At 62.1% G+C, this 23,121-nt stretch carries 27 protein-coding genes and 2 tRNA genes; 7 read left to right on the top strand and 22 right to left on the bottom strand.

Going from position 1 to position 23,121, the window contains the following annotated elements; translation table 11 throughout:
• The first annotated feature begins 51 nt into the window (after window positions 1-51).
• On the top strand, window positions 52-654 hold the full coding sequence (locus tag AC3ANW_RS06705) for a TIGR00645 family protein (RefSeq protein WP_488344414.1): 603 nt from the start codon (window positions 52-54) through the stop codon (window positions 652-654).
• 32 nt (window positions 655-686) lie between these two features.
• On the opposite strand, the gene AC3ANW_RS06700 is transcribed toward AC3ANW_RS06705, so the two are convergent.
• The 4 genes from AC3ANW_RS06700 to AC3ANW_RS06685 form a co-directional block, all read right to left on the bottom strand.
• Window positions 687-2,492, bottom strand: coding sequence for a hypothetical protein (locus AC3ANW_RS06700; protein WP_488344413.1), 1,806 nt, complete (start codon window positions 2,490-2,492; stop codon window positions 687-689).
• A 125-nt stretch (window positions 2,493-2,617) separates the two neighbouring features.
• Window positions 2,618-4,003, bottom strand: coding sequence for a class II fumarate hydratase (gene fumC / locus AC3ANW_RS06695; RefSeq protein ID WP_488344412.1), 1,386 nt, complete (start codon window positions 4,001-4,003; stop codon window positions 2,618-2,620).
• A gap of 141 nt (window positions 4,004-4,144) precedes the next feature.
• A complete protein-coding gene (locus AC3ANW_RS06690; RefSeq protein ID WP_488344411.1) occupies window positions 4,145-4,483 on the bottom strand; it encodes a hypothetical protein in 339 nt (112 codons plus the stop codon).
• Between the two features lie 106 nt (window positions 4,484-4,589).
• Window positions 4,590-4,964, bottom strand: a complete 375-nt coding sequence (locus tag AC3ANW_RS06685) for a hypothetical protein (RefSeq protein ID WP_488344410.1) — start codon at window positions 4,962-4,964, stop codon at window positions 4,590-4,592.
• Window positions 4,965-5,084: 120 nt separating this feature from the next.
• Here AC3ANW_RS06685 and AC3ANW_RS06680 point away from each other — a divergent pair, with 120 nt between their 5' ends.
• Both AC3ANW_RS06680 and murI read left to right on the top strand, forming a co-directional pair.
• On the top strand, window positions 5,085-6,647 hold the full coding sequence (locus tag AC3ANW_RS06680) for a fumarate hydratase (RefSeq protein ID WP_488344409.1): 1,563 nt from the start codon (window positions 5,085-5,087) through the stop codon (window positions 6,645-6,647).
• 1 nt (window position 6,648) lies between these two features.
• Window positions 6,649-7,491 carry a glutamate racemase gene (gene murI, locus AC3ANW_RS06675; RefSeq protein WP_488344408.1) on the top strand — a complete coding sequence of 281 codons (843 nt, stop codon included), beginning with the start codon at window positions 6,649-6,651 and terminating at the stop codon, window positions 7,489-7,491.
• A 49-nt stretch (window positions 7,492-7,540) separates the two neighbouring features.
• Here the strand turns inward: murI and AC3ANW_RS06670 are convergent, their stop codons facing one another.
• The 3 genes from AC3ANW_RS06670 to AC3ANW_RS06660 all read right to left on the bottom strand — a co-directional run bounded on the left by AC3ANW_RS06670 (window position 7,541) and on the right by AC3ANW_RS06660 (window position 8,702).
• Entirely contained in the window at window positions 7,541-8,173 is a 633-nt protein-coding gene (locus tag AC3ANW_RS06670; protein ID WP_488344407.1) for a DUF6806 family protein, read from the bottom strand.
• A gap of 216 nt (window positions 8,174-8,389) precedes the next feature.
• Window positions 8,390-8,465: transfer RNA gene (locus AC3ANW_RS06665), tRNA-Gly, on the bottom strand.
• A 30-nt stretch (window positions 8,466-8,495) separates the two neighbouring features.
• Window positions 8,496-8,702, bottom strand: a complete 207-nt coding sequence (locus AC3ANW_RS06660; protein WP_488344406.1) for a hypothetical protein — start codon at window positions 8,700-8,702, stop codon at window positions 8,496-8,498.
• 31 nt (window positions 8,703-8,733) lie between these two features.
• Between AC3ANW_RS06660 and AC3ANW_RS06655 the strand changes: the two genes are divergently transcribed.
• Entirely contained in the window at window positions 8,734-8,964 is a 231-nt protein-coding gene (locus AC3ANW_RS06655; RefSeq protein WP_488344405.1) for a hypothetical protein, read from the top strand.
• A gap of 59 nt (window positions 8,965-9,023) precedes the next feature.
• On the opposite strand, the gene AC3ANW_RS06650 is transcribed toward AC3ANW_RS06655, so the two are convergent.
• Window positions 9,024-9,113: transfer RNA gene (locus AC3ANW_RS06650), tRNA-OTHER, on the bottom strand.
• A gap of 101 nt (window positions 9,114-9,214) precedes the next feature.
• Entirely contained in the window at window positions 9,215-9,457 is a 243-nt protein-coding gene (locus tag AC3ANW_RS06645; RefSeq protein WP_488344404.1) for a hypothetical protein, read from the bottom strand.
• 425 nt (window positions 9,458-9,882) lie between these two features.
• Here AC3ANW_RS06645 and AC3ANW_RS06640 point away from each other — a divergent pair, with 425 nt between their 5' ends.
• Both AC3ANW_RS06640 and AC3ANW_RS06635 read left to right on the top strand, forming a co-directional pair.
• Complete coding sequence (locus AC3ANW_RS06640; protein WP_488344403.1) at window positions 9,883-10,110, top strand: hypothetical protein; 228 nt, start codon at window positions 9,883-9,885, stop codon at window positions 10,108-10,110.
• Window positions 10,092-10,553 (top strand): hypothetical protein, encoded by a 462-nt coding sequence (locus tag AC3ANW_RS06635; protein ID WP_488344402.1) that lies wholly within the window; start codon window positions 10,092-10,094, stop codon window positions 10,551-10,553. Before AC3ANW_RS06640 ends, AC3ANW_RS06635 begins: the two co-directional genes overlap by 19 nt.
• Before the next feature lie 37 nt (window positions 10,554-10,590).
• Here the strand turns inward: AC3ANW_RS06635 and AC3ANW_RS06630 are convergent, their stop codons facing one another.
• The 11 genes from AC3ANW_RS06630 to AC3ANW_RS06580 form a co-directional block, all read right to left on the bottom strand.
• Window positions 10,591-11,481 (bottom strand): hypothetical protein, encoded by an 891-nt coding sequence (locus AC3ANW_RS06630; protein WP_488344401.1) that lies wholly within the window; start codon window positions 11,479-11,481, stop codon window positions 10,591-10,593.
• On the bottom strand, window positions 11,478-11,852 hold the full coding sequence (locus AC3ANW_RS06625) for a hypothetical protein (RefSeq protein WP_488344400.1): 375 nt from the start codon (window positions 11,850-11,852) through the stop codon (window positions 11,478-11,480). The genes AC3ANW_RS06630 and AC3ANW_RS06625 overlap by 4 nt, the downstream gene beginning before the upstream one ends.
• Window positions 11,853-12,212: 360 nt before the next feature.
• Entirely contained in the window at window positions 12,213-12,572 is a 360-nt protein-coding gene (locus AC3ANW_RS06620; protein WP_488344399.1) for a hypothetical protein, read from the bottom strand.
• On the bottom strand, window positions 12,569-13,027 hold the full coding sequence (locus tag AC3ANW_RS06615; protein ID WP_488344398.1) for a lysozyme: 459 nt from the start codon (window positions 13,025-13,027) through the stop codon (window positions 12,569-12,571). Before AC3ANW_RS06615 ends, AC3ANW_RS06620 begins: the two co-directional genes overlap by 4 nt.
• Before the next feature lie 37 nt (window positions 13,028-13,064).
• Window positions 13,065-13,274 carry a DUF7940 domain-containing protein gene (locus tag AC3ANW_RS06610; protein ID WP_488344397.1) on the bottom strand — a complete coding sequence of 70 codons (210 nt, stop codon included), beginning with the start codon at window positions 13,272-13,274 and terminating at the stop codon, window positions 13,065-13,067.
• Window positions 13,271-13,600 (bottom strand): hypothetical protein, encoded by a 330-nt coding sequence (locus AC3ANW_RS06605; protein ID WP_488344396.1) that lies wholly within the window; start codon window positions 13,598-13,600, stop codon window positions 13,271-13,273. The genes AC3ANW_RS06610 and AC3ANW_RS06605 overlap by 4 nt, the downstream gene beginning before the upstream one ends.
• An 8-nt stretch (window positions 13,601-13,608) precedes the next feature.
• Window positions 13,609-15,468 (bottom strand): hypothetical protein, encoded by a 1,860-nt coding sequence (locus AC3ANW_RS06600; protein WP_488344395.1) that lies wholly within the window; start codon window positions 15,466-15,468, stop codon window positions 13,609-13,611.
• An 85-nt stretch (window positions 15,469-15,553) separates the two neighbouring features.
• Window positions 15,554-18,013, bottom strand: a complete 2,460-nt coding sequence (locus AC3ANW_RS06595; protein ID WP_488344394.1) for a host specificity factor TipJ family phage tail protein — start codon at window positions 18,011-18,013, stop codon at window positions 15,554-15,556.
• Complete coding sequence (locus tag AC3ANW_RS06590) at window positions 17,998-18,411, bottom strand: NlpC/P60 family protein (RefSeq protein ID WP_488344393.1); 414 nt, start codon at window positions 18,409-18,411, stop codon at window positions 17,998-18,000. Before AC3ANW_RS06590 ends, AC3ANW_RS06595 begins: the two co-directional genes overlap by 16 nt.
• A gap of 20 nt (window positions 18,412-18,431) precedes the next feature.
• Complete coding sequence (locus AC3ANW_RS06585) at window positions 18,432-18,914, bottom strand: DUF1833 family protein (protein WP_488344392.1); 483 nt, start codon at window positions 18,912-18,914, stop codon at window positions 18,432-18,434.
• Window positions 18,914-19,309 carry a hypothetical protein gene (locus AC3ANW_RS06580; protein ID WP_488344391.1) on the bottom strand — a complete coding sequence of 132 codons (396 nt, stop codon included), beginning with the start codon at window positions 19,307-19,309 and terminating at the stop codon, window positions 18,914-18,916. The genes AC3ANW_RS06585 and AC3ANW_RS06580 overlap by 1 nt, the downstream gene beginning before the upstream one ends.
• 137 nt (window positions 19,310-19,446) lie before the next feature.
• Between AC3ANW_RS06580 and AC3ANW_RS06575 the strand changes: the two genes are divergently transcribed.
• Complete coding sequence (locus tag AC3ANW_RS06575) at window positions 19,447-19,722, top strand: hypothetical protein (RefSeq protein ID WP_488344390.1); 276 nt, start codon at window positions 19,447-19,449, stop codon at window positions 19,720-19,722.
• On the opposite strand, the gene AC3ANW_RS06570 is transcribed toward AC3ANW_RS06575, so the two are convergent.
• Together AC3ANW_RS06570 and AC3ANW_RS06565 are read right to left on the bottom strand one after the other, a co-directional pair.
• Complete coding sequence (locus AC3ANW_RS06570; protein WP_488344389.1) at window positions 19,719-22,568, bottom strand: tape measure protein; 2,850 nt, start codon at window positions 22,566-22,568, stop codon at window positions 19,719-19,721. The two genes, AC3ANW_RS06575 and AC3ANW_RS06570, sit on opposite strands and share 4 nt — an antisense overlap.
• Window positions 22,561-23,121, bottom strand: coding sequence for a DUF6246 family protein (locus tag AC3ANW_RS06565; protein ID WP_488344388.1), 561 nt, complete (start codon window positions 23,119-23,121; stop codon window positions 22,561-22,563). The genes AC3ANW_RS06570 and AC3ANW_RS06565 overlap by 8 nt, the downstream gene beginning before the upstream one ends.

Genomic DNA, 23,121 nt, shown 5'->3' with positions numbered 1-23,121 from the left:
CCCTAAAATCGAAAGCCCCCCCAACGAAGTCGCGACAACAGAGCTAACCCTATGACCGATCCGGTGAAGAAGACGTCCAACCCGTTGCGCCCGCTGCCCGCGCTGATTTTCGCCAGCCGCTGGTTGCAGGTGCCCCTGTACCTGGGGTTGATCGTGGCGCAGATGGTGTACGTGGTGCATTTCCTGGTCGAGCTGACCCACCTGGTCGAAGCCGCCTTCGGCAACCAGACGGCACTGCAGGCGCTGGTCGGCAGCATCGGCTACAAGGTCGACACTCCGCCGACTTCCCTCAACGAGACGGTGATCATGCTGGTGGTGCTGGCGCTGATCGACGTCGTGATGATCAGCAACCTGCTGATCATGGTGATCGTCGGCGGGTACGAGACATTCGTCAGCCGGCTGGGCCTGGAAAACCACAACGACCAGCCCGAATGGCTGAGCCATGTGAACGCTTCGGTGCTGAAGGTGAAGCTGGCGATGTCGATCATCGGCATCAGCTCCATCCACCTGTTGAAGACCTTCATCAACGCCGATAATTACACCGACAAGGTGCTGCTGGCGCAAACCGGCATCCACATCGCGTTCCTGCTGTCGGCGATGGCGATCGCCTATACCGACAAGCTGATGTACAGCCACAGCGACAAGAGTCACTGACACCATTGAGACGCCACGGAGGCGCCGTGCGCTCACCGCGGCATGAACACCGCGGCGAGCGGGTTGAGCGCGGGCCCCGCCGCACCGTTGTCGGACAGCGGCGCCCCCGACGGCGGCAACACTCGCAGGCGGCCGGGATTCAGCTGGCATTCGACCGGCGTCCAGCCCTGTTCACGCATGCACTCCGCGATGCAGTCCTTCACTGCATTGCTACCGTGCTGGCCGACCACGAACTCGGTGTTCATATCGATACCCGTGGCGCCCTGCCCGCACACGTCGGCGGGGTCGGAAATCAGGCAATGAAAAATTGCCCGGGCCAGCGCGGTATTGACCACGGGGCTGCGCCCCTGCGGATTGGTCTGCTGCATCAGGACGGCCGACTGGTGCAGGTCGAGCTGGTTGCGCCCGGCATCGAAACCCAGCGACGGATGGAACGCACGCGTACCTTGCAGACCGCCGAAGCCGTCGATGCCGTGGCGCAGCAAGGCCGCAAAACAATGGGTGTCGCCGGCCTTGGCGCAGGCTGACAGCACCACGTTGTAGCTGATGGCGTCCGGGTAGGCAGGTTCGGGAAACGACGGGCCGTATTGCAGAAGATGGTCGAACACCACACGCGCCCGGCTGGCCGGTCCAGCCTTGCCATACGCCGCCATGAGGGCGTTGTAGGTGATGGTGTCGGGGTATGCCGGCTGCTTCGACTGCGGGCCGTGCTGCATCAGGTGGTCGAAAAACTGCTGTGCCTTGTCGGGGCGGCCGGCGTTGCCATATGCGCTGATCAGGGCGTTGTAGGTGATGGTGTCCGGCAGCACCGGAGGCACCTGCCGCGGGCCGTTTTCGAGCATGTGATCGAACAGGGCGTGGGAGCGGGCTGCATTGCCGGCTTTCTCCCAGGCGGACATGGCCGCGTTGTACATGATCGAGCTGGGTTGCACCGGCTCGGGGTATTGAGAACCGTACTGCAAGAGGTGGTCGAACACCCCTTGCGCCGCATCCGCATCCCCTGCCTTGCCGGACGCGACGATGGCAATGTTGTAGACGACGACGCTCGGGTACACCGGCGACGGAAGATGCGGACCGCACACCAGCAGGTGCTGGAACAGCGCCAACGCCTCGTTTACCTCGCCGCACCTCTCGCATGCCGACATCGTCGTGCAGTAGGTGACGATGTCGGGATACGCCGGCACCGGGAAATGCGGCCCGTCCCGCACCAGGTGTTCGAACAGTCTCTGCACGCCGGCCGCGTTTTCGCTCTTGCCGCAGGCCGCGATCGCCGCGTTGTACGTAATGGTGTCCGGATAGACCGGTGGGCGCATCTGCGGTCCGTGCCGCAACAGGTGTTCGAAAACCGCCAGCGCCTTTTCAGGCCGGTTCGCCCTCTGGCAGGAAGTGATCAGGACGTTGTAGGTGATGGTGTCGGGGCATACCGATTCCCACTGCCCGGTTTGCCGGTTGCGGCGGCCGCATTGGTCCAGGGCCCGCACGCAGGCAAGTGCCGCATTGAAGTTGGGGCCACACCGGTTCATGCACGAGGAGGTCACACGCAGCACGTCTTCGATGGTTGCCTGGCCCTGATTGAACCGATCGACGATGCGGGCATTGTCTTCATCGCCGGGCGGGGTCCGCTGCTCCATGAGGTCGCCGAAGCTGCGTGGTGCAGGTAGCGAGGCGGCGAGCGGCGGGGGCGGCAAAGGAACCATGAAGTGCTGGACCAACATGGTGGGCGTTGCCGCCGAATGCACCGCCTCGGCCCACGGCACCAGCGCCGCCGGCGACGCGTCCTGCGGTACCGGCATGCCCACCGGCAACGGACCGGGCGCAGGTGGAAAAAACGGGGCCATCGGTCGAGCCCCGCCGGCGCATATGTTGAATCGTGAGTCCATGCCCACGACCGTAGTCTTGCGCCACCCCGGCGCCCGTCTCCGTATGCGCAAGCCCGGCACGGCAGGCGCAGCGCTAGACAGGCTCAGCGGCCGGTCATGTTCTCCGGCACCACCCACTGGTCGAACTGCTCGCCGGTGAGGTGGCCCGAAGCCACGGCAGCCTCGCGCAGGCTGCTGCCTTCCTTGTGCGCCTTCTTGGCGATGTAAGCTGCCTTGTCGTAGCCGATATGGGTGTTGAGCGCGGTCACCAGCATCAGCGAACGCGACACCAGTTCGGCGATGCGGTCGCGGTTGGGTTCGATGCCCACCGCGCAGTGGTCGTTGAAGCTCACCATGCCGTCGGCCAGCAGGCGCACGCTCTGCAGGAAGTTGTGCGCCACCATCGGCCGGAACACGTTCAGTTCGAAGTTGCCCGAAGCACCGCCGAAGTTGATGGCGACATCGTTGCCGAAGACCTGCGCGGCCAGCATCGTCACCGCTTCGCTCTGCGTCGGGTTGACTTTGCCGGGCATGATCGACGAGCCCGGCTCGTTTTCCGGAATGCTCAATTCGCCGATGCCGCTGCGAGGGCCGCTCGACAGCCAGCGCACATCGTTGGCGATCTTCATCATGCTGGCAGCCAGCGTCTTGAGTGCGCCGTGGGCGAACACCAGGCCGTCCACCGAAGCCAGCGCCTCGAACTTGCTAGGAGCCGTCACGAAAGGCAGGCCGGTGAGGCGGGCCAGCTCGGCAGCCACCTGTTCGGCGTAACCCTTGGGAGCGTTCAGCCCGGTGCCGACCGCGGTGCCGCCCAGCGCCAGTTCGCACAGGTGCGGCAGGGTGTCGCGCACATGTTTTTCACCATGCGCCAGTTGCGCCACCCAGCCGGAGATTTCCTGGCCCAGCGTCAGCGGTGTCGCATCCTGCAGATGGGTTCGGCCGATTTTCACGATGTCGTCGAAGTCCCTCGACTTCTGCTCCAGCGTGGCCCGCAGCTTTGCGATGGCCGGCAGCAGCTTGTGGGTCAGTGCCTCGACGGCGGCCACATGCATGGCGGTAGGAAAAACGTCGTTGCTCGACTGGCTGCGGTTGACATCGTCGTTGGGATGCACCGAACGCGATTCGCCGCGCTGGCCGCCCAGCAATTCGCTGGCGCGGTTGGCCAGCACCTCGTTGACGTTCATGTTGGTCTGGGTGCCGGAACCGGTCTGCCACACCACCAGCGGGAACTCGCCCGGATGCTGGCCGGCGATGACTTCGTCGGCGGCGGCGGCGATGGCTTCGGTCTTCTTCTGGTCCTGCAGGCCCAGCGCATGGTTGACTACGGCCGAGGCACGTTTGACCTGGGCCAGCGCCTTGATGATCTCTACCGGCTGGCGCTCGCCGGAGATGTCGAAGTTCTGCAGCGAACGCTGCGTCTGGGCGCCCCAGAGCTTGTCTGACGGCACGTCGATCGGGCCGAAGGTGTCTTTTTCAGTACGGAATTCCACAGGGTTCTGGCCTTTTGTTGGAACGGTCAAGGAAGCCTTGCACTGGCGGCGGCTGGTACGCGGCGGAAAAAAAGTCAGCGGCGAGCTTAATCCCGGCGGGTAAGTCGTGGCCTGCGCAGGGATGAAAACCGTCGTGCCCCTTCAAACTGCGCGGCCTTCGTCCTCGTCGTGCGGCATGCTGTCCAGGAACTCGACACCGCGCGTGGCCACCGGTTTGCCCAGGCTGCGGTTGAGGTCGTTGGCGGTCGCTGCCAGCAGTTCGGCCATGCGGTAGATCGTATCCACCCGGCGGCGGCGATCCAGCGGCTGGTTCAGGCGCAGCATCAGGCGGGTGATGGAACGCGAGCGGCGATTGCCCAGTCCGAACTCCTGGTCGAAGGCCGCCTTGGCTTCAAACGCGACCTGCATGACCGCAGAGGCCTGGCTGTCCGAACGCATCGACACAGCGAGCTGAGAAAGTAATTGGTCGAATGCGTTCATGGCTCGCGGATACATGGTGACACAGTAAACGCACAACGTAAACAAATCCGAGCGCGGCCCTCCATTTTCACCGACCGCGCGCATACCCTTCCGGAACGCCGGTTGCCTACACCCGTGTTTCCCCCGGCAGGGCCGCCTGCACCGCCAGCATTTCGGTCTCGGTCGGGAACACCAGCCAGAGGTGAAAGGAATACTGCACATGCTCGTGTGCATCGCCGGCGCGCAGGCCGCCATCGGGGTGGACGCCGTAGGGCACGCGCCGTGCGTCCTCGCGGAAGATCGAGTAGTACCAGCCGTCGCCGTTCGGGCCGGCCTTGTTGGCGTTGGGTCCGCAGACACCTTCCACCGCGTCCAGCGCCTCCTGCACAGCCGCCATGGCCCGCGCATCGGTGTCGGCCCGCAGGCGCGGATCCCAAAGCCGGCCCAGAAGCGCCCTGCCGTCCTTTACCCGCCAGTCCCACCGAATCTTCGCCTGCGACATCTCCGCCCCTTCAGAAATCAAAAGTCGGCAAGCATAGGGGAAGCGGGCGGGCGCCGCTCCGGGCCTCGTGGGGGATAATTCCGCCGCCAATTCCGTTGCGCTCCCACACAAAAGACCACGATGACCACGCCCCAAACCATCATCCGTCAGGAAGACCTGATCGAGTCCGTCGCCGCTGCCCTGCAGTACATCAGCTACTACCACCCGGCCGACTTCATCGCCCACCTGGCCCGGGCCTACCAGCGCGAGCAAAGCCCGGCGGCGAAGGATGCCATCGCGCAGATCCTGACCAACAGCAAGATGAGCGCCACCGGCCAGCGCCCCATCTGCCAGGACACCGGCATCGTCAACGTGTTCGTCAAGATCGGCATGGACGTGCGCCTGGAAGGCTTCACCGGCGGCTTTGAGGACGCCATCAACGAAGGCGTGCGGCGCGGCTACAACAACCCCGACAACATGCTGCGTGCATCGGTCGTGGCCGACCCGCAGTTCGCCCGCAAGAACACCGGCGACAACACACCCGCGGTGATCTTCACGCAGATCGTGCCGGGCGACAAACTCGACATCACCGTGGCGGCCAAAGGCGGCGGCAGCGAGAACAAGAGCAAGATGGTCATGCTCAACCCCAGCGACTCGCTGGTCGACTGGGTGTTGAAGACCGTGCCGACCATGGGCGCCGGCTGGTGCCCGCCGGGCATGCTGGGCATCGGCATTGGTGGCACCGCTGAAAAGGCCGTGCTGTCCGCCAAGGAAAGCCTGATGGACGATATCGACATGTACGAACTGCAGGAAAAGGCAGGCAAGGGCGAAAAGCTCAGCCAGGTCGAGGAACTGCGGCTCGAACTGTTCGACAAGGTCAATGCCCTGGGCATCGGCGCACAGGGCCTGGGCGGCCTGACCACCGTGCTGGACATCAAGATCAAGATGTATCCCACACACGCGGCCAGCAAGCCGGTCGCGATGATCCCCAACTGCGCCGCCACCCGCCATGCACATTTCGTGATGGACGGCTCCGGCCCGGCATTTCTGGAAGCGCCTTCGCTCGACCTGTGGCCCAAGATCGACTGGGCGCCCGACTACAACAAGAGCCGCCGGGTCGACCTGAACGCGCTCACCAAGGAAGAGGTCGCCAGCTGGAAACCCGGTGACACGCTGCTGCTCAACGGCAAGATGCTGACCGGCCGCGACGCCGCGCACAAACGCATCCAGGAAATGCTGGCCAGAGGCGAAAAGCTGCCCGTCGACTTCACCAATCGCGTCATCTACTACGTCGGCCCGGTCGATCCCGTGCGTGACGAAGCCGTGGGCCCCGCCGGCCCCACCACCGCGACCCGGATGGACAAGTTCACCGACATGATGCTGGAGCAGACCGGCCTGATCGCCATGGTCGGCAAGGCCGAACGCGGCCCGGTCGCCATCGAGTCCATCAAACAGCACAAGAGCGCCTATCTGATGGCCGTCGGCGGCGCTGCCTATCTGGTCAGCAAGGCCATCAAGAAGGCCGAAGTGGTCGGTTTCCACGACCTCGGCATGGAAGCCATCTACGAGTTCGACGTGGTCGACATGCCCGTTACCGTGGCGGTCGATTCGGGCGGCACCAGCGCCCACATCACCGGGCCTGCCGAATGGCAGAAACGCATCGCCACCGGCGAATTCAAGGGCATCGAGGTTGCCTCGGCCTGACATGCAACGGCCGCCGCTTTCTGCCGATGCGCCCATCGGCGTGTTCGACAGCGGGATCGGCGGCCTGAGTGTCCTACGGGCATTGCGCGCCCTGCTCCCGGACGAGAGGTTCGTCTACCTCGCCGACAGCGGCTATGCGCCCTATGGCGAACGCGGCGAGGCACATGCGGTCGCCCGCGCCTTCGCCGTGACGGAAGATCTGCGCCGGCAGCACGGCATCAAGGCGCTGGTGATCGCCTGCAACACCGCCACCACCGCGGCCATCGACCTGCTGCGCACGGAACATGCCGATCTGCCGTTGGTGGGGGTCGAGCCAGCGATCAAGCCGGCGCTGGCCAGCAGTCGCAGCGGCAGGGTCGGTGTCATCGGCACCCGGGGAACGCTGGCCAGCGGACGTTTTGCGCGACTGATCGAATCCTGGTCGGCCCGGGGTGAAATCGTGGCGCAGCCTTGCGACGGCCTGGCCATCGCCATCGAAGACGAGATCTCTGAACCCGGTCTGAAATCCATCGCGGCGACCGATGCGCTGTGCGAGCAATACATTCGTGGCATGGGTGAATTCGGCGACGGTCCCGACCAGATGGACACCCTGGTGCTGGGCTGCACCCACTATGTCTTTGCCGAACCTTCCATCAAACGTGCGCTGCGCGGTGCAAAGGTTCAGTTGATCGAAACCGGCGATGCCGTCGCACGCCAGACCAAGCGCCTGCTGGAGCAACGCGGGCTGCTGGGACGCGGCGGGCAAGCGCAGGTGATCCTGCAGAGCACAGGCGACGCACACTTGCTCGAAGCCGCTGCGGACCGCTGGCTGGGCATCGGTATCTGCAGCGGAACACCCCCATGAAAAACGCGCCCCTCAGGCGCGTTTTTCTTTAGCAGGAGGCCAGCGCGGCTCAATGCAGGTGCCGTGGACGGCGACCACCGCCGTGGCCGCCCGCCGGGCCGCTGCCGCCGGTACCGCGCGGCGGCTTGCCTATCTCGAGCGAGTTGACCAGTGCTTCGAAACGTTCGCTGAACAGCTTGTCGATCTCCGACACCACACCGCCCAGTTCGGCGCCGTCGAAATGGCGTTCCATCATGTTCACCACGTCTTCCACCAGCAGGTCCCGCTGGACCTGCATGATGGCGGCCGGCGTGGGGCCGACGAACAGCATCACGAAATCGTCGCGGGCCTCGGCGTTTTCCGGCTCTTCCTCGTCGTCGAAATCTGCGTCGTAGAAGCTCACCTCGATCGCCGCGCCCTGACCGGACAGTTCGTTGAGGCTCATGCACATCTCATCGAGGTTCTGACGGAAATCCTCGTCCCCATTCACCGTCCAGCAGATGTGCAGCACGTGGTCCTTGGCATCGAATTCGATGCCAGGTTCGTCTTCGTAGGCACTTGCCGCGCCGTCGGCCAGCGAACGGGCGCCCGCGTACTTCCACAAGGGCTTGAGCGCTTCTTGCAATTGCTCGAAGGTGACATCGGGACGCAGCACCACGTCGCCATGGACATGGATTTCAAAGGGAGCGTTGTAGCTGGACATGAATGCTTCTTGGCTTGGGCCTCGCTCCGACCTCGACAGGTCGATCGTGGCAGCGCGACCGGAAATGAAATGAATGGACCGTCAGCTAGATCGCCGCACAATTATTTTCGCACGGCCCCGGCCCGGTACAAAGCCGCGGCGACATCGGAAACGACGCGATCCAGTCAAAAAATGGACGAAAAAAAGGGAAGCCGATGGGCTTCCCTTTTTCGAATGTGGAGCGGGAGAAGAGTCTCGAACTCTCGACCTCAACCTTGGCAAGGTTGCGCTCTACCAACTGAGCTACTCCCGCATTTTCAGCATTGCTGCCTATCTGCTGGCTTCATGAATTGTTGTTTTTACAGTTCGTCATCAGCAGAGACTCGAATTCTATACCAAGAAATACGGCAACTGCAACTTTGCTCGAAACTTTTAACTCGTCCCGTCGGAAAACCGGATAAGTGCCGCCGCCATGTCCCGACACTTGCTTCACAGCGCGAAAGCCCCAGCAGGCTGAACAAGCCTGAATTTCCCATGCTTTGCGTGCCATCGAAAACGCAGCAGCGACAGACACTTACGGCATGTATTTCCCGATCCACATTCATGGCTCAACATTTTTTCCGAGGGCTTGCTACCTCGAAGACTGCTGGTATCCCGTCATTCATGTGGTGACCGGCGATGGGCACATCACGCTACATCGCTCCAGAAACAGCTATCCCGCCGAAGCCATTGCCGTGGCTTATGCACGAGTCGAAATGAAAGTGCTTGCCCGCATTCTGCAAGAGGCCTGCGGGCAGGTCGGCCACCGCTAGCCCCAATGGGGGCGCCGCGGAATCTGGACACTGCTGCGCCAGGCAGCATGGACCGCAAATGGTGCCTCGAACCGGAATCGAACCGGTACGCTCCGATCAAGGAAAGCGGCGGATTTTAAGTCCGTGGATAAGTCGTTGCAAATCAACGCGCTAGCCCGCGTTTTGTTCCGCAATCGGCGAATTGGTATCGGCCGCAAACCCAGCATCGGCGCGGCCCAATTTTGCTTTGCGGAATAGTTTTCCGCCTGGCTCAACCCAGCGGCTCAACCGCTGCGGCGCAGTCCGAATCTCCGACCGGATCCGCCGCCTCGTTCTCATAAGGCTGGCTGTCGGCCGCCGCCAGCGCCAAGGTGCCTGCATTCAGCGCATCGGCGTACGTCCCGAAGTCGCAGTCCGAATGGCTGTTCGGCGTGAAGGTGTCCCCGTCGAGTTCCACCAGCACCCAGCGATAGGCGTCCGGCTCTTCATCAACAACGTGCAGGGCATAGGTCATGGTGGCTCCAGTAGTTCGGCCCACTGTGAAGCCTGGCGCGGCCTGGAACGTGACCAACCGCTACGGCGAAAAAGCACTGTATATTTAAACAGTGCCGAACCCAAAATTCAGAATCTTGCCGCCACCTAACGAGCCCGCGACAAGCGGGTGGCAGCCCCATAACGGCTGGTTGGCGGCCGTGCCAGGCAGCTTTGTATCGGCAGGCTCGAACGGGTTCCCTAAACCCGAGCGGGCGCAAAGCCCACGCTTCACAGACATCGTGGTGCCTGATCTGGGCATGGTGCGCATCCGGTACGAGGCAAGCAGCTATACGCACTATCGCTGCCGCTTCTGGAGATGGGGTGCGTGCTGGGCCGACAGGATCGATGCACACGGCAACGTGATCGCTCCAGACCAACCACCAGCCAAACCAGAAAGGAACTGACATGGCCGTCCCCTACCCCACCCTCCTTCGCACACCAGAGCTCGGCGATACGGTCGACCTGAATGTCATGGCGACCTGGCCGGAGGCGAATCACCTGCCGCTCGAGCCGCACGCCTACCAGGTGGTCCGGGCGCCCGACGGCTGGTCTGTTCGCGTTGCGGCCACCGGTGAGGTGATCTACCAGGGCGACGGTCCCGTGGAGTTGGTGGAATGCCCGGTCCCGTTCTGATCAAACGCAACATCGATGACGTGCTGGATGCCATCGCCATGGCTGCAGCAGAGACGCGCGGCCGGACGGTAGACAAGATCGACCACCGTGGTGACGCTCAGGCCGCCTGGGCCCGCAAGCTGATCAGCATCACCTTGGAAGACTACTGGGGCGACATGACACACGAAGTGCCGGCGGCAACGTGGCGGTATCGAAAGGCGTTGGAGCGGGCACTGGGCGGCGCGCTTGCCGTGGTGCAGGCGTTTCGTGCCTTTTCAATGGCCAGGGAAAGCGAGCCGGAAGAGTTGTCTGAGACTGAGCGCCGTCTGGCGGATGAGTGGGTGACGGCGATGCCGCGGGCGCATGGGGCTGGCGTGGAGGGGCTGGGGCCAGTGCCAGGTGCATGGTTTGAAGTGCGAAGCGTGCGACAAACTTTGCTGCGGACCCCCACCCGTCGCCTCTGATCGGCATTACTTTGAAAATCAAAGAAGTCCCGATGAACTAGTCGATTATTCGATAGTTTTGAGCGAGTTCTTTCAATGTCGCGACTCCATTAGCAGTTAGTTCGCCGTTGGGCGATGCAACTTTGCTGCTCCTCAACCCAGTACTGAAGTAACCTTGCCCCACCATACTGTCAAATGCAGATTTGAGATCAGCATCCGATGCCGAAGCTACAAATTCCGGCCCTAGTTCCGCCAGATATACTGATGCAAGAAGATGCTGCCGGCCAGGCGACACGCCGTACTTCGCAAAAATTTCTTTATTTAGTTTATCAAGATCAACCCCATCACGGGGAGCAACATTTTTATTACTTCTCTTGGACCCAGGACTTACATAGGTTTGCGCCATGCTTTGATCAGTAGCAAGCTCGATCTCCTCACGACTCATCATGTGTGCAGGCTTGTGCCAAATCCGCAATGACTCTTGGCTCATTTCGGAAAAATATAACGGATTTATTGTTGCGGCAGCGGCAGCAATTTGTTCACTCACCTCCAACTGATCCTCCAACCTGCGGCGCGTGTTTACCGAGTTCATCCGTACCGCAAAGTATCCTAAAAGCACGGAAAAAATTCCTACAACCAGTGTCCCCAACTGGACTGGATTTGTTTTTAACATCTCTCTCAAATACGGGAAAAACAAGCCACCTGTTATCGCGAGCACGCCGCCGCTCATATAGGCCCAGCCAGTAAGCAACAACACACTGCTTCGCCTGCGGGCTTTTACCTCGCCCAGCTGCGCAACCGCTTCAAGTACATCTTTACCGGTCACCTCAACAAATTTATCTCCTGGAGCCGCCTTTTTCTCTACAAAAATTTTTTCTAAAGTTGCTTGCCGCGACTTCAAAAACGTTTTGAGTTGAGCCTCACCCGACTCGGTGTAAATAATTTTCATTTTGAACCCCCGTAAGTTCTCCAAATAAACAAGCAACTAGCACCTACGAAGCAAAACAGAAACCCCCCCATCGCAAACAGATTAGGAAGCAAACCACCAGTCACTCCAACACCAACAGTTAATGCCGATTCAACAACCTGCATCACTATTAAATGCCTGGGAACCTCAGGAGATTTATGCTTGATTAATTCAGCAGCCTGTCGAACGTGGTCAAAAGTAACCTCCCTCGCCATAGCTTTTTCTTTTGCCAAATCAGCCGTCCGAAGGGAGCGCTCATAAAGCTCATCAGCATAATCATTAATAATTGTATGATAACGAGACGCGCCATTATTGGTAAATCCATCAGAACTTAATTCCTGGAGGGTCTTCATATCTATAATTGGCAGCAATGACCGCCCGGTTGTAACACATCCCTTACATACACCGACTGGATTCAATCCCGAATTGTTCACTGCGGAGGCGTTACACGCCCGACGAGGCCACTATCAACTCGTTTTCGCAGGCCTCGCGCTTGCGAACGTCAGCAATCGCACTTGCAATCCACTAATCTACGGTGTAGGGCGCATCAAAAACTTATAGCGGTATTGATGTGCGTACAGCCGCATGTAGGCTGCGCCTGCGGCCTATCTCATTTCGACAACGCTTCTGTGCCTCCGAGAGCTGCGGTGCGGCACTCACGGTACTGCCCGCCCACCTCCATCAGCTTCGCTGTCGTGGTCCCGAAGCTGTCATCACTGAGCGGCGCCAACTCCGGGCAACTCGCCACCACCAGCGCCGACGGCCCGGCCGGTGAGGGCTTCATTGAGGCGCTGCAGCTGCTCAGGAGAATGGCGGCACTGAGCGTAGATAGTGTTCGTCTGAATTTCACGTTCCGTCTCCTGCTTGATGGTGACCAGCCGCGGTCGATTAGCGGCGATGGCCTTGGCAGCGGCCTGTTGCGCGGCCTCCCCTGCCCTGGCGACGATGGCGTCCTCACGGGCGCGCTTGGCGAACTCGCGGTCCTCGCCAACGCCGGCGCCGTACCAAGTGCCGGCGGCGAAGGCCATGGCCATGCCGAGAAACGCAAGGAGGATGACCCGGCCGGTAGTCATGCCAGCCCTTTCAGGCACACATCCATTTCAACGCCGCGGCGCTTCGTCAAGCCCGGCAAGCTCACCAGCACGCCCATGACGCGCGCTTTGTTCCAGCGCGGCAACTGGTAGCAAGCACCCTGGTAGTCGCCTACAAGCAGGTAGCGGGCGGCGGTCGAGTTCATCGAGTCGCAGGCAATGGCCGGGCCGAGGTTGTAGACAGCGTCACCGAACGCTGCCAGAACACCCACCGGCAGCCCGGGCCTGCAACGTTCGACCTGGTCGATTGCCTCGCGCATCTCTACGGTCAGCATCGCCTGGCACTCAGCCATCGTCTTCGTGTCACCCATCCGCACGCCACGGGTCGAACCCATGCAGATCGTCGGGATGCCAACGGGATCGCGGTAGGCCTTTGTGAAGAGGCCTTCGGCCGGTGCTGCGATGGCGGCAGCAACAACCACCGCCGCAGCGGCCACGGCAGCCCTGCCCTTGAAGCTAGGCTGCTGCCGAACCTCAGCCATCGAACAAACCCGGCTGCGCCACGATGCGAGACACCGCAGCCCCCAGCGACACCGCCATGGTGATGAGCGCGATGACAGGCTTCTGGCCGGTCGCATAGGTCTGCCAAGCTGCCTCGGCGGCCGATCCGGCGGCGGCCAACAGAGACAGGCGAACGCTCCAGAGCTTCGGTGCGATGGCCTTCCAGTCGTCGATTAGTTTCATCGTTTTTCTCCGTGATAGGCCGGGGGTGCCGGCGTGGAAGTCCGGTCGCGCAACACGGCGACGGTTACTTGAATGGTTTCCAGCTTCTTGCTGGTGTCAGCCTGGGCGTTCTTCACCTCGGTAATTGCTGCCATCAGGCGGGTCTCGCTGGCGGTGCTGTCTGCTGCGGCGGCCGTGATTGCCGCTGTGTTCATGTCAGTTCGCTTGTCGAGATTGCTGTACGCGCCGAAGCCAGCGGCCAACATTGCCAGGGCACTGAGGACGTGCCCCAGGTTGATGGTTCCGTCGAATTTCACCTGGTGCCTCGTGTTGTTGGAGATAGTCATTGCTTGCCTTAGGTGGTGGTGTCCGCAGCGGAGATGTAAAGAATCTCGGCCATGACCGCCACAGACTGGCCGGCGGTGAGAGCTGGGATGATTCGTTCGATGGAAAGCGCGCTGATGGGTGGCACGCTGACAGTCGCCATCGGATACATGACGCCGTTGATTCGAGCCGTGCCACACGCGCGGCCCGCCGCCTTGATGTCATACGGGAAGCCGGACAACCACAAATAGCCAGCCGTCGTATTTGCCGTCGCGGTCAGCACGCAAGACAGGTAGAGCGTGACGTGGTTGCCAGCGGTGGTGTACTCGCAGTCCAGTTGGGAGACGGTGTAAGACGGGGAATCCGTCGTGCGCACCGAGAGTCCGGTGTAATTGGCCTTCTGGCGGATGCCGCGGTGAGCGATGGCATCACGATTGGAAGTGGCCGCCCCACCGTCCATCTTGTCGTTGATCTCGACCTGAGAATTGGGGAGCAGGTCGTGCAATACGTGGGTCGCGTCCGTTCCCCAGTTCGCCAGGCTGACGCAGGCCGTTGCGGCGCCCCATAGAATGTGCGGAAGGCCCATGCTGTTGACGAAGTAGCTGCCGTGAATGCACACAGCTCGAGCCTCATTGCCGGCGGTGTCGCCAGCTTCAACGCTCCGCAGGTCGATGTCGCAGCGGTTCTTCTCGGCGTAAAGGCAGATATCGATGCCGCGTGCGCGCGTGGCAACGATAGCCGTGCCATTCTCCAGGCCCTCGATGATGGTGAAGAACTTACAGCCCCGGGTTTCGTACAGGACGAATGCATCCCCGTCACCTTGTTCATACATGCCGCCAATGACTTGCACGTCGTAAGAGCGTGGTCCGAACGCAAAGCGACCTTTCCAATGGCGAGCGTTGCAACCGTAGAAGTAAACGGACTGCACGTAGCCTTCGACCGGTTGGCCGCCGCCATCGACGCCAAAGTCACTTGCTCCCTTGAAAGCCTTCACCTTGACGAAGTCGCAGTGTCGGAATTCGGCCCGAAGAATTTTGTCGACGTCTAAGACGTGCGCATCAAGATCCGCAATGTGCGTTTCAAAGGTCAGATCGACCAGCGACAGCAGGTGCGAGGCAACAAAACCCGCCACTGTCGAAGAAAAAAGCTTGATCGGTCGGTCGGTGACAAGGCCACCACCCGACATCGACTTAACCCGGAAATATCGAAGAAACGTACGGGCCGGCTCGGGCTGATTGACGTAAATACTGTCGCGGATCAGGCACTTGCCTGGCACCTCGATATCCATGCGGTTTGCGATGGCCCAGACAGCCGCAGCGCGCACAGCAGCCGTGTCATCGGTAGCCGGGACCGTGCAACCTTCGTCCTGCCAAAAGCCGGAATCGTTCTTAAAGTACGCATTGCACTTCGCGCCCCATTGCTTGACGCTGACCGTCTGACGCAGCTCGCTGCCCACATCGCCAGGCACAGCACCTGCGGCGGCGCGCGCAAAAGCGACTCGGTCGGCAGCGCCTGGCAAGCCCAGATCAGTCCAGGTGGCGCCCTGAACAACGCGGAACTTGTCGGCCTCGAAAGTCCCGGAAGTGGTGAAAGGAATCGCGTCGGCATTGGCCGCAAAGGTGACACCGCCGAAAGTGACGGTCTTTCGGGAGTTGTTTATCAAGATGCCAGCCGCGTAGGCTACAGGCGGCAAATACCCCAGTCCGCCCAGCACGATCTGAGCTTCGGAGACGATCCAAGTGAAAACACCGGAGAGCGTTTGCCTAACCCGGCCGAACCGATCGCGAAATGTTGGACTCGGAGCATTGACTACCTCATCCAGCTTTTCGGCATTGAAAAGCAAGTCCTGAGGAGCCGTGCTCGGGACCTGGCTAGTGGTTGGTGTCGTCATGGACAACAGATGCTAGGTAGGGGCGTGCAAAAGCGACCGCCGCGAAAATCGCGGAAGTCGCCCATAGGTTCGGAGTGGGTCGCTGCTAACTGTCCGCTGCGTAAACCCTTCCGTCGTATTGCGCCAGCGCCAGGGCGAACTCCCCTGCTGAGTTGGGCTTGATCGAGGTGGCCACGTACAGGCCGGCCGACTCCACCTCAGCATCCGTCAGGCCCACCGCGAAGGCGTAGCGACTGCCCAGCTGGCGTTCGGCGTCGGCGATATAGACGCCAGCCGGCAGCGGAGCGACTTCCACCAGGTCGCCGGCCGGATAGCAAGGCAGCGGCGATCCGATATGCCGGCCGTCGGCTCCGGTGAACAAGATGCGGCCCTCCGCCTGGCCCTTCCAGTCCAGCAGCTCGCTGGTGGCGATGAAGTTGCCGCTGATCGCGAGCACCTCGCCCGCCTGCAGGCCGTCGTCCCCGGCGAAGTCGTTGGGGTCGATCCATCGGACCAGACTGCCCACGCCCAGCGATGCAGCGTCGTTCAGCGCAGTGTCGCTGACGCTCTCGCGCTGGTACAGCAGCTTGCGGGCTTCCAGTTGGGCGCGGTCGTTCGCTTGGTACAGCGTCGTGCAGCCGGCCATCTTGATCTTCAGTGGATTGGCGGATTCGCCCACGACCACGGCGCCGGTGGATATGTCCAGACGGACATAGGCCTTCTTCGATTGTGTGGTCTCGTCCACATATTCGACCTCCACGCCGTCATTGCTGGCAGGCAGATGCGCGGCATAGCTGATGGCCGATTCGCCGCCGGCGGCCAGGTTTCGGTAATCCAGCTGCAGCTCGGGATAGCTGCGCGCCTGGTCGCGGGTAACCGTCCACTTCTGGCCATCACGCCACAGCGCGCAACGGGCTGAATCGGCCGCCAATTGCATGCGCTCGCCGAGGCTCATGTCGGCATCGTCCAGGCTGGCGTCGAAACGCAGTACGTAAGCGTCCTCGCCATGTTCGCCATTGATCGCCGCCAGCTTGTCGGTGTCGAGCTCGGTGATGCTGTTTCCGGCCAAGGTCCATATGTGCGCCATGGCCCGGCCGAAGTTGCGCGATGCGCTGAGAGCATCGGACGTGAGCGTCCGGACATGGCGCGCCCACCGCACGTTGAACTTCCGATCGCTGAAGCCCGTGGCCTCGGTGGTGGCCTTGGTGGTCACCCGGATCACGGTCACGCCTGGCAGCACCTTGGTTGGGTAGTGGCGGACCGCGTATAGCTCTTCTAGCTTTGCCACATCAGTGCCGCCATCGCCAAGTTGTGGCGTCAACCTGGTGAACTGGATCTGGTATCGGCCATTCCCGCCAAACGGCACCACATCGGTGGTGCGGAACTGCTGGTCGTAGCTGTCCGCCGCATAGGTGTTGATCTGGCTCTGCCGGGTGCCGGCCACTTCAGCGCCATTGCTGTCGACCCGCCACCACTCGGCGCGGATGTCGACCGAGCCTTTGAGGCCGCGGAGAAACACCGTGTTCCAGCGCATCCGCGAGGCGGTCACCGGCAGCGTGTACGGGCCGAGCGTGATTTCGGTAACGCGGTCGAGGGTGATCGTGAGGCCGACGCCCGCGAACGTCTCGTCTTCCGTCCAGGTCTCGCTCGAGATCGTGAAAACGCAGGAGCTGCCGACAACCTCATACGAAAGCAGAACACCCGTCAGGTTGCGGATGACGGGCCCATCTTCGCCGCCGCTTTCAACAGTGAAGGCCACCGACACCGTGCCGTCGGGCGCCATGCTCTTCAGCTGGTCGAGGTGGCTCCCATTGGGGACGGTGATCGTGAAAGAATCTTCATCAGTGACCGCGACATAGTTGCCGACGGCTATGACATTCGCATAAGGGACGGCGTACCCCAGCTCCTGGCCGTTCACCTCGTCGCTTTCGAACGTCTCCAGCACGTCGAGCAGCGTCGTGGCTCCCAGCTCGGGATAGCCGCCGGACGGGACCGGCTCGAACAGTTCGTAGCTCGCGCCATCGATGTCTCCGATCGGCGTCTCGGCGTAGTTGACTGCGGTGATGGTGCCCTTGCCCAGGCTGACGCACATCCACTCCGTGACGTACTTGATGTTGTCGATGTATTCGACGGTGCCCGGCTGGATGATGTCGGGCCAGACGCGGCGCAACCCGTAGACGTCTGGGATAGCCTGGTAGGCGCGCGGCCGATTGGTCTGGGCCGTCAGCTGATTGTTGGGGCTGTCGTTGCCGGTGGTGGTGCCGGCGACCTTGGGCATCAGGGCAAAGGTGACTGCGACCGAAGCCACCACCGCAGCCAGCACCCACCAGCCGAGTTCAACGCCGCTTTCCGGTCGGCGTTGCACGGTGATGAAGTCGGCGATCGTCGGGTAGCGGTCCATCAACGGATCCGTGGCCGGGTCGATTTCGCAGCCGTTGGCCAGCACCTTGCATTCGCCGCCAGCGAGCAGATGGCGTTCTATGTTGGCCTGGATGGAGACGGTGAAGTCCCACGGGTGGCGGTGGCGGCCGGAAGCGCCGGCCGGGTCATTCAGGATGGTGAGCAAGGCGCGTACCGGTAGAAAGTGAGGCGGCCATACGCGCGCTCGATCATGGAGAGGCGGGTTACCCGTACGCTGCCGGGCGGCTGCCGATCGTTCTCCTGCGCGTGCAGAACCATGTCGCTCGTGAGCAGCACACCGCAATGTGATGGGGCACCATCGCGCCAGGCCATCCAGCAGGTGGCGCCTGCTTCGGGTGGGCATTCAATCCAGCCGGTGGCCTGGCTGAATCCTTCGGCAATGTCGGTCTGCGGCACGGCGCCCAGGTCGACGCCCAGCACATGGCGGAACCACAGGACAATCAACCCGTAGCAGTCGCAGGCGTCGAAGTCGGAGCGCCAGCGGACCCACGGGATGCCGACGGTGCGCGCGGCGAATTGGTCGGGTGTGAGTAGTGCTTCCACCCTGCCAGATGCTACGAACGTCAGACTAGCTCGAGACCCGTGAAGACGTCAGGCGTGTAGATCACCGCGGCCGATCGACGCATGGGATTGTCCAAAGTGGCCGACACTTGCACCGAGTCGGTGTTGAACGTCACGCCGCCCGCATCGGAGACGTACAGCCGCCAGGTGATGGCCGGTGTGGTCAGGTCATCCAGGTAGACGCTGTAGGTGCACCGGATGGGATCGCGCGTGCCATAGGCCCGCACCATGCGCAGCTGCTTCTTGAACTCGCGGCCCACCACGATGCGGGGGAATGCCAGGGTCAGTTTGGCCGTGGCATCGCCCGACTGGTCCGGTGGCTTGATCGTCATGGGCGCCGGCTGGTGCACCTGGCCGCCGAGCGTGACAGACTCGAACTGGTCGGCAACCAGCCGGAACGGCGAGACCCAGGCCGGGTGTTCGAAGACCACCGTCTGATAGACCGGCAGCGGGCTCTTCGAGGACCAAAATTCCTTTCGGTCCATCAGGCCTCCGGAAGCGCTTCGTTCACCGTGCGGTCGAGGAACTCTGCCCAGCCGCGCCAGTCGGGCAGGCCCAGGATGATGTCTTGCGCGTCGATGAAACTCTGCGGGATCAGCTGCTTGCGCGTCATCAGCTTGACGCTGTACGTCCACACGCCGCCGTCTTCGGTTGCGTCGCCGAGACCGTCAGCCAGGAAACGGCACAGGAAGGTCTGCAGGCCGAATTCGGTGCTGATCGGCATCGTGAACCAGTCCAGCCCGCGCGCGATCTGCTGGGTGAACCACAGCTGGAAGGCCACCGCCTGGTCCGTGCTGAACTTGAATTGCGCGACCCAGAAGACGGGCGTATCGGTTCCCGAAGCCTGCGCAAAGCCGGGCCCACGCCGAGGGTCAGCCATCGAGAACGCAGCCGGCTGGGTTCGGCTCTTCGCCGCGCGCTGGAGAAGTGGGAGGGTTGAGGGGTAGGCGACTGGCACCTGAGGGATGCTAGGGAGTCGCATCTATCATCTGCCCATCACCAACATGAGGAAGACTGATGGACGACGAGTTGAAGCAGGCCGGCGAGAATCTTGGGCTGCACACCGCTATCGCGATGCTGCTGGCATCCCAAGACAAGCTCCAGTTGGACGCGCTCAACAACATCGGCCGCGCCATGCTTGTGGACCTGGACGCCAAGTCGTCGGGTCACCCCGATGTCTACCAGATGACCGTCTTGCACGAGGCAATGAAGACGCTCGACAGCATCAGCACATTGGCCCGGGCAATTCGTGACGGTGAAATCAAGGGCACCCTCGGCGGGCCAGCAATTTAAAGCCCCGCTCCCCGCACGTTGCTGGAGCCCTTCAGCGCATTCCAAACGGGACCTGTGTTGCTGCTGAACTGAGACGCCAGGTCGGCCATCACCATTTTCATCGTGTTGGTCTGCTGGTCATAGCTCTGGGATGTCACCTGCTGAGGCGTGCCGGTATTTTGAATAATGATTGTCGGCGCGCTGACTCCGCCAATTTGATCGGCCGGGGTGACCTTCCCCGACTTGGTCGGCAGCATGTATTGCTGCCCGTTGCTGCCCGTGAACATTTCCGGCGCGCCAGTTTCGTTTACCCGGTACATGCTGCCCCCAGTGGCTGAGCCGCCATATTGCCGCGCGCCAGCTAAAGGTGCGGCAGCAGCAGCTGGGGCACCAAGGGCGGCGGCGGACGCACCAGCCAGCGCAGCAGCTTCTGGAGCCAGCGCCGGCCCCACCAAGGGAATTGCCGCCGTCGCAGCAAAAGCGCCCTGCGCTGCCAACGCTGTGTTGACTGTTACCTGGGCGCCGACAGCAGCCGCATAAGCCAGCCCGTTGGCAGCCTTCGAAGCCGCCAGCGCTTTTTCTGCAGTCGCGCCCATGATCGCATTCTTGACGTACTGCAGGCCGATCTGCACCAGCGCTCCTACTGTCTCGTTGAGCACTACGTTTGCCAGCCCACGCATCAGGTCCGCCGCCGTGGCAGTGCCATTGATCAGCCCCGTGATGGCTGATGTTGCCGTGTTGGCCATGCTGTTGAGCGAGTCCATCAGCAGCTTGTTGCTGGCGCTCTGCTGGGTGAACTCTTGCTCGGCCAGGGCTTGGCGCTGCAAGCGGTACTGCTCGGCCAGCTGGGCGCGTTTCGCCTCCACGAACGTGGCGCCATCGACGCCGGCCTGCGCCATCGCTGCCTCGTAGTACTGCACGATTGCAAGCTTCTGTTGGTACTCCGCCTGCAGTTGCGCAACCGGGTTGATACTGGCCAGCGCTTGGCGAATGGAGTTCTGCGCCTCTACCGAGGCGCGGGCCTTGTCGGCTTCAGCCTGGGCGAAGGTGATCGATCCTGCCTTGGCGGCCGCATCAGCCCGGCGGAAGTTCTCTTGGCGAATCAGGTCGATACGGGTGAGTTCGTCTACCGTGGCAGCAATGACTGTCTCGGCCGTCGTCTGAGTGAGCTTCTCGCGCAGAGCGGCACGCTGCTGCTCGGCCTGGAAGGTCGCCAAGGTCTTCGCTCGCTCGGCCTCACCATGCGACATGGTGCCCAGATTTTCGGCAGCGTCAGCGCGGCGGATCGCCTCGGCCTGCACGGCTGAAATCTTTGCCGCCTCGTCGGTGGTGATGGCGATGTTCAAGTCCGCCACCTCCTGGGTGGTCTTTTCCTCGAGCTTCGCGCGCTCACGGGTGTACTTTTTATGGATCTCAGTGCGGGCCTTCGCGTACACGGATTGATTGTTCTGATCCAGCGCGGCGCGCTTCTGGTTCTCGGCCAGCGCCTTGCGCTCCTCGGCGTCGATCTTCGCAAGCGCCGTCGAGTTCTCAGCCACCAAGCCTTCGTAATACGCCTGGGCAGCCTGAGCGCGAGCCGCGAGTTGCCGGGCTTCCTTGTCGTCGGCGCCAGCTGTTCCGTGAAGCTTGGATGCCGCCGGTTTAGGATCCTTGCTACCCCGACCACCGCCGGCACCCTTCTCCCACGCCTCGCGCATCTGCTCGCCGAACAACTGCCGCTTCGCCAGGGTCTTTGCGTCTGCTGCATCCAGCACCGCGCGGCGTTGCTGGGAATCAGCGGTCATCGCCTCGCCGATGGCTTTCGCACCAGCGAAATCGCCTTTCATGACGGCCGCGATCTGAGACCCGATGCCATAGATTTCTTTACCGATGCCCGTGAATACAAAGGCGACGTTCCGGCCCAGGACACTCAGGGTCTGCCAAGCAAGATCAGCCGCATCCACTACATACGAGAGCACTACCTTCGTCTGGTCCGCCCAGCCTTTGATGGCGGTGTTGCGACCAAGTTTGCCCGCCTCATCGTTTGATGCACCAAATTGGTCGCCAAGCTTTTCGAGTACCTCGCCCAGGCCTTTCGCCGCACCAGTGAGGAAGGTGCTGGTACCGGTAAGTTGATCCAGCTTTTCAGTCGCACGCCCGGCCGCATCGAGCGCCACCTGGAAGGCGCCGGCCACGGTCTGCGGGAAGGTGGAAAAATCCGCCTCGATCTGCTTGGCTGCCTTGCCAAGTGCGTTGACCACGGCGTCGGACGTCAGCTTGCCCTGCTCGCCAAGCTTCTTCAGCGCACCTATGGGCACACCCAGGCCATCGGCCAGCTGCTTCATCAGGTAGGGGGCGTTCTCCATGAGCGAGCGCAGTTCATCGCCTTGCAGCTTGCCCGAACCTAGCGCTTGGCCGAACTGCAGCATTGCGCTCTTGGCCTCTTCCGCCGATGCGCCCGACACCTTGATGGCCTTGCCGAGTAGCTCAGTGACGCGCAGCGTGTCGTTCTGGTTGCCGCCCATGGCAATGATCGACTGGTTGAGGCGGGTGAAGACCTCCACATTGGCGGCTACGGCAGTGCTGGTCGCCTTGCTGATGGCGATCAGGGCGGCCATTGCAGTGACGCCTGATTCCAGGCTGCCGGCGGCGACCTGCACCCGGGCCGCGAGCAGGCGCAAGTTGTCCGCAAGCTCAGCGGCTTTCACGACTGCGAACGCAGCGGCCATGATCTTGGCGGCCGCAGCTATCGCGTTGAACTTGCTGGGCAGCTTGTCCGCCTCACTGCCGACCTTCTTCAATTGATCGGTGACAACACGCACCTCCACCAGCAGCTTGCCGGTGTCCAGCGTGACGTCGTAATATATTTCCCCGACTTTTTCAGCCACGTCGTTTCTCCTGCAGGTTGGCCAGCGCCTTCGCGTATTCCTCGCGGCTGGGGACGTCGCGCTTCTTGTTTTGCTCTGGGAACTTCATTTCCAGCATGGTCTGGAATTCGGTCATCGAAAGGGCTTCGGCGTCAGCGCTGGACAGGCCCAGGTGCACGCGCGCGGCGGAAACGTATTCGGCGGCGTCGAAGCGGTCGGAATACTTCCCGTCGTCTTTGCCTTCTGGCCTAGCCTTGCCAGCAATGCCGTGCTGCATCAGGTGGCGGGCGATCAGCACTTGCTCTGCCGGCGGCATCAACCCGGAATGCCACTCCAAGGCCGCGCCCTCGCCTGCCGCCGCCCAACCCAATAGAGCGGTCGGGTCGTCCTGCTCACAGAGGCAGCCGAGCACATATCGGGCATTCGCCTCGGCGTCGGCACCGAAAAGACCGGCATATAGCAAGACGATGGCCTGCGGGGCGCCCAGGCTAGCGATGCGCCCAAACGAAGGGCAAAAGGTGAATTCCGAGCCGTCCGGGGTTATGGCCCGGACGAACCCGGATTCGACCAACAT

The sequence above is a fragment of the Xylophilus sp. PBN-3R genome, assembly GCF_057747805.1.
This window is presented reverse-complemented; position numbering and strand designations above follow the sequence as displayed.

Coding starts and splice junctions, on each gene's coding strand:
- AC3ANW_RS06705 (WP_488344414.1), top strand. CDS start 52: ATGACCGATCCGGTGAAGAAGACGTCCAACCCGTTGCGCCCGCTGCCC.
- AC3ANW_RS06700 (WP_488344413.1), bottom strand. CDS start 2,492: ATGGCCCCGTTTTTTCCACCTGCGCCCGGTCCGTTGCCGGTGGGCATG.
- AC3ANW_RS06690 (WP_488344411.1), bottom strand. CDS start 4,483: ATGAACGCATTCGACCAATTACTTTCTCAGCTCGCTGTGTCGATGCGT.
- AC3ANW_RS06685 (WP_488344410.1), bottom strand. CDS start 4,964: ATGTCGCAGGCGAAGATTCGGTGGGACTGGCGGGTAAAGGACGGCAGG.
- AC3ANW_RS06680 (WP_488344409.1), top strand. CDS start 5,085: ATGACCACGCCCCAAACCATCATCCGTCAGGAAGACCTGATCGAGTCC.
- murI (WP_488344408.1), top strand. CDS start 6,649: ATGCAACGGCCGCCGCTTTCTGCCGATGCGCCCATCGGCGTGTTCGAC.
- AC3ANW_RS06670 (WP_488344407.1), bottom strand. CDS start 8,173: ATGTCCAGCTACAACGCTCCCTTTGAAATCCATGTCCATGGCGACGTG.
- AC3ANW_RS06660 (WP_488344406.1), bottom strand. CDS start 8,702: ATGGCACGCAAAGCATGGGAAATTCAGGCTTGTTCAGCCTGCTGGGGC.
- AC3ANW_RS06655 (WP_488344405.1), top strand. CDS start 8,734: ATGTATTTCCCGATCCACATTCATGGCTCAACATTTTTTCCGAGGGCT.
- AC3ANW_RS06645 (WP_488344404.1), bottom strand. CDS start 9,457: ATGACCTATGCCCTGCACGTTGTTGATGAAGAGCCGGACGCCTATCGC.
- AC3ANW_RS06640 (WP_488344403.1), top strand. CDS start 9,883: ATGGCCGTCCCCTACCCCACCCTCCTTCGCACACCAGAGCTCGGCGAT.
- AC3ANW_RS06635 (WP_488344402.1), top strand. CDS start 10,092: ATGCCCGGTCCCGTTCTGATCAAACGCAACATCGATGACGTGCTGGAT.
- AC3ANW_RS06630 (WP_488344401.1), bottom strand. CDS start 11,481: ATGAAAATTATTTACACCGAGTCGGGTGAGGCTCAACTCAAAACGTTT.
- AC3ANW_RS06625 (WP_488344400.1), bottom strand. CDS start 11,852: ATGAAGACCCTCCAGGAATTAAGTTCTGATGGATTTACCAATAATGGC.
- AC3ANW_RS06620 (WP_488344399.1), bottom strand. CDS start 12,572: ATGACTACCGGCCGGGTCATCCTCCTTGCGTTTCTCGGCATGGCCATG.
- AC3ANW_RS06610 (WP_488344397.1), bottom strand. CDS start 13,274: ATGAAACTAATCGACGACTGGAAGGCCATCGCACCGAAGCTCTGGAGC.
- AC3ANW_RS06605 (WP_488344396.1), bottom strand. CDS start 13,600: ATGACTATCTCCAACAACACGAGGCACCAGGTGAAATTCGACGGAACC.
- AC3ANW_RS06600 (WP_488344395.1), bottom strand. CDS start 15,468: ATGACGACACCAACCACTAGCCAGGTCCCGAGCACGGCTCCTCAGGAC.
- AC3ANW_RS06585 (WP_488344392.1), bottom strand. CDS start 18,914: ATGGACCGAAAGGAATTTTGGTCCTCGAAGAGCCCGCTGCCGGTCTAT.
- AC3ANW_RS06580 (WP_488344391.1), bottom strand. CDS start 19,309: ATGGCTGACCCTCGGCGTGGGCCCGGCTTTGCGCAGGCTTCGGGAACC.
- AC3ANW_RS06575 (WP_488344390.1), top strand. CDS start 19,447: ATGGACGACGAGTTGAAGCAGGCCGGCGAGAATCTTGGGCTGCACACC.
- AC3ANW_RS06565 (WP_488344388.1), bottom strand. CDS start 23,121: ATGTTGGTCGAATCCGGGTTCGTCCGGGCCATAACCCCGGACGGCTCG.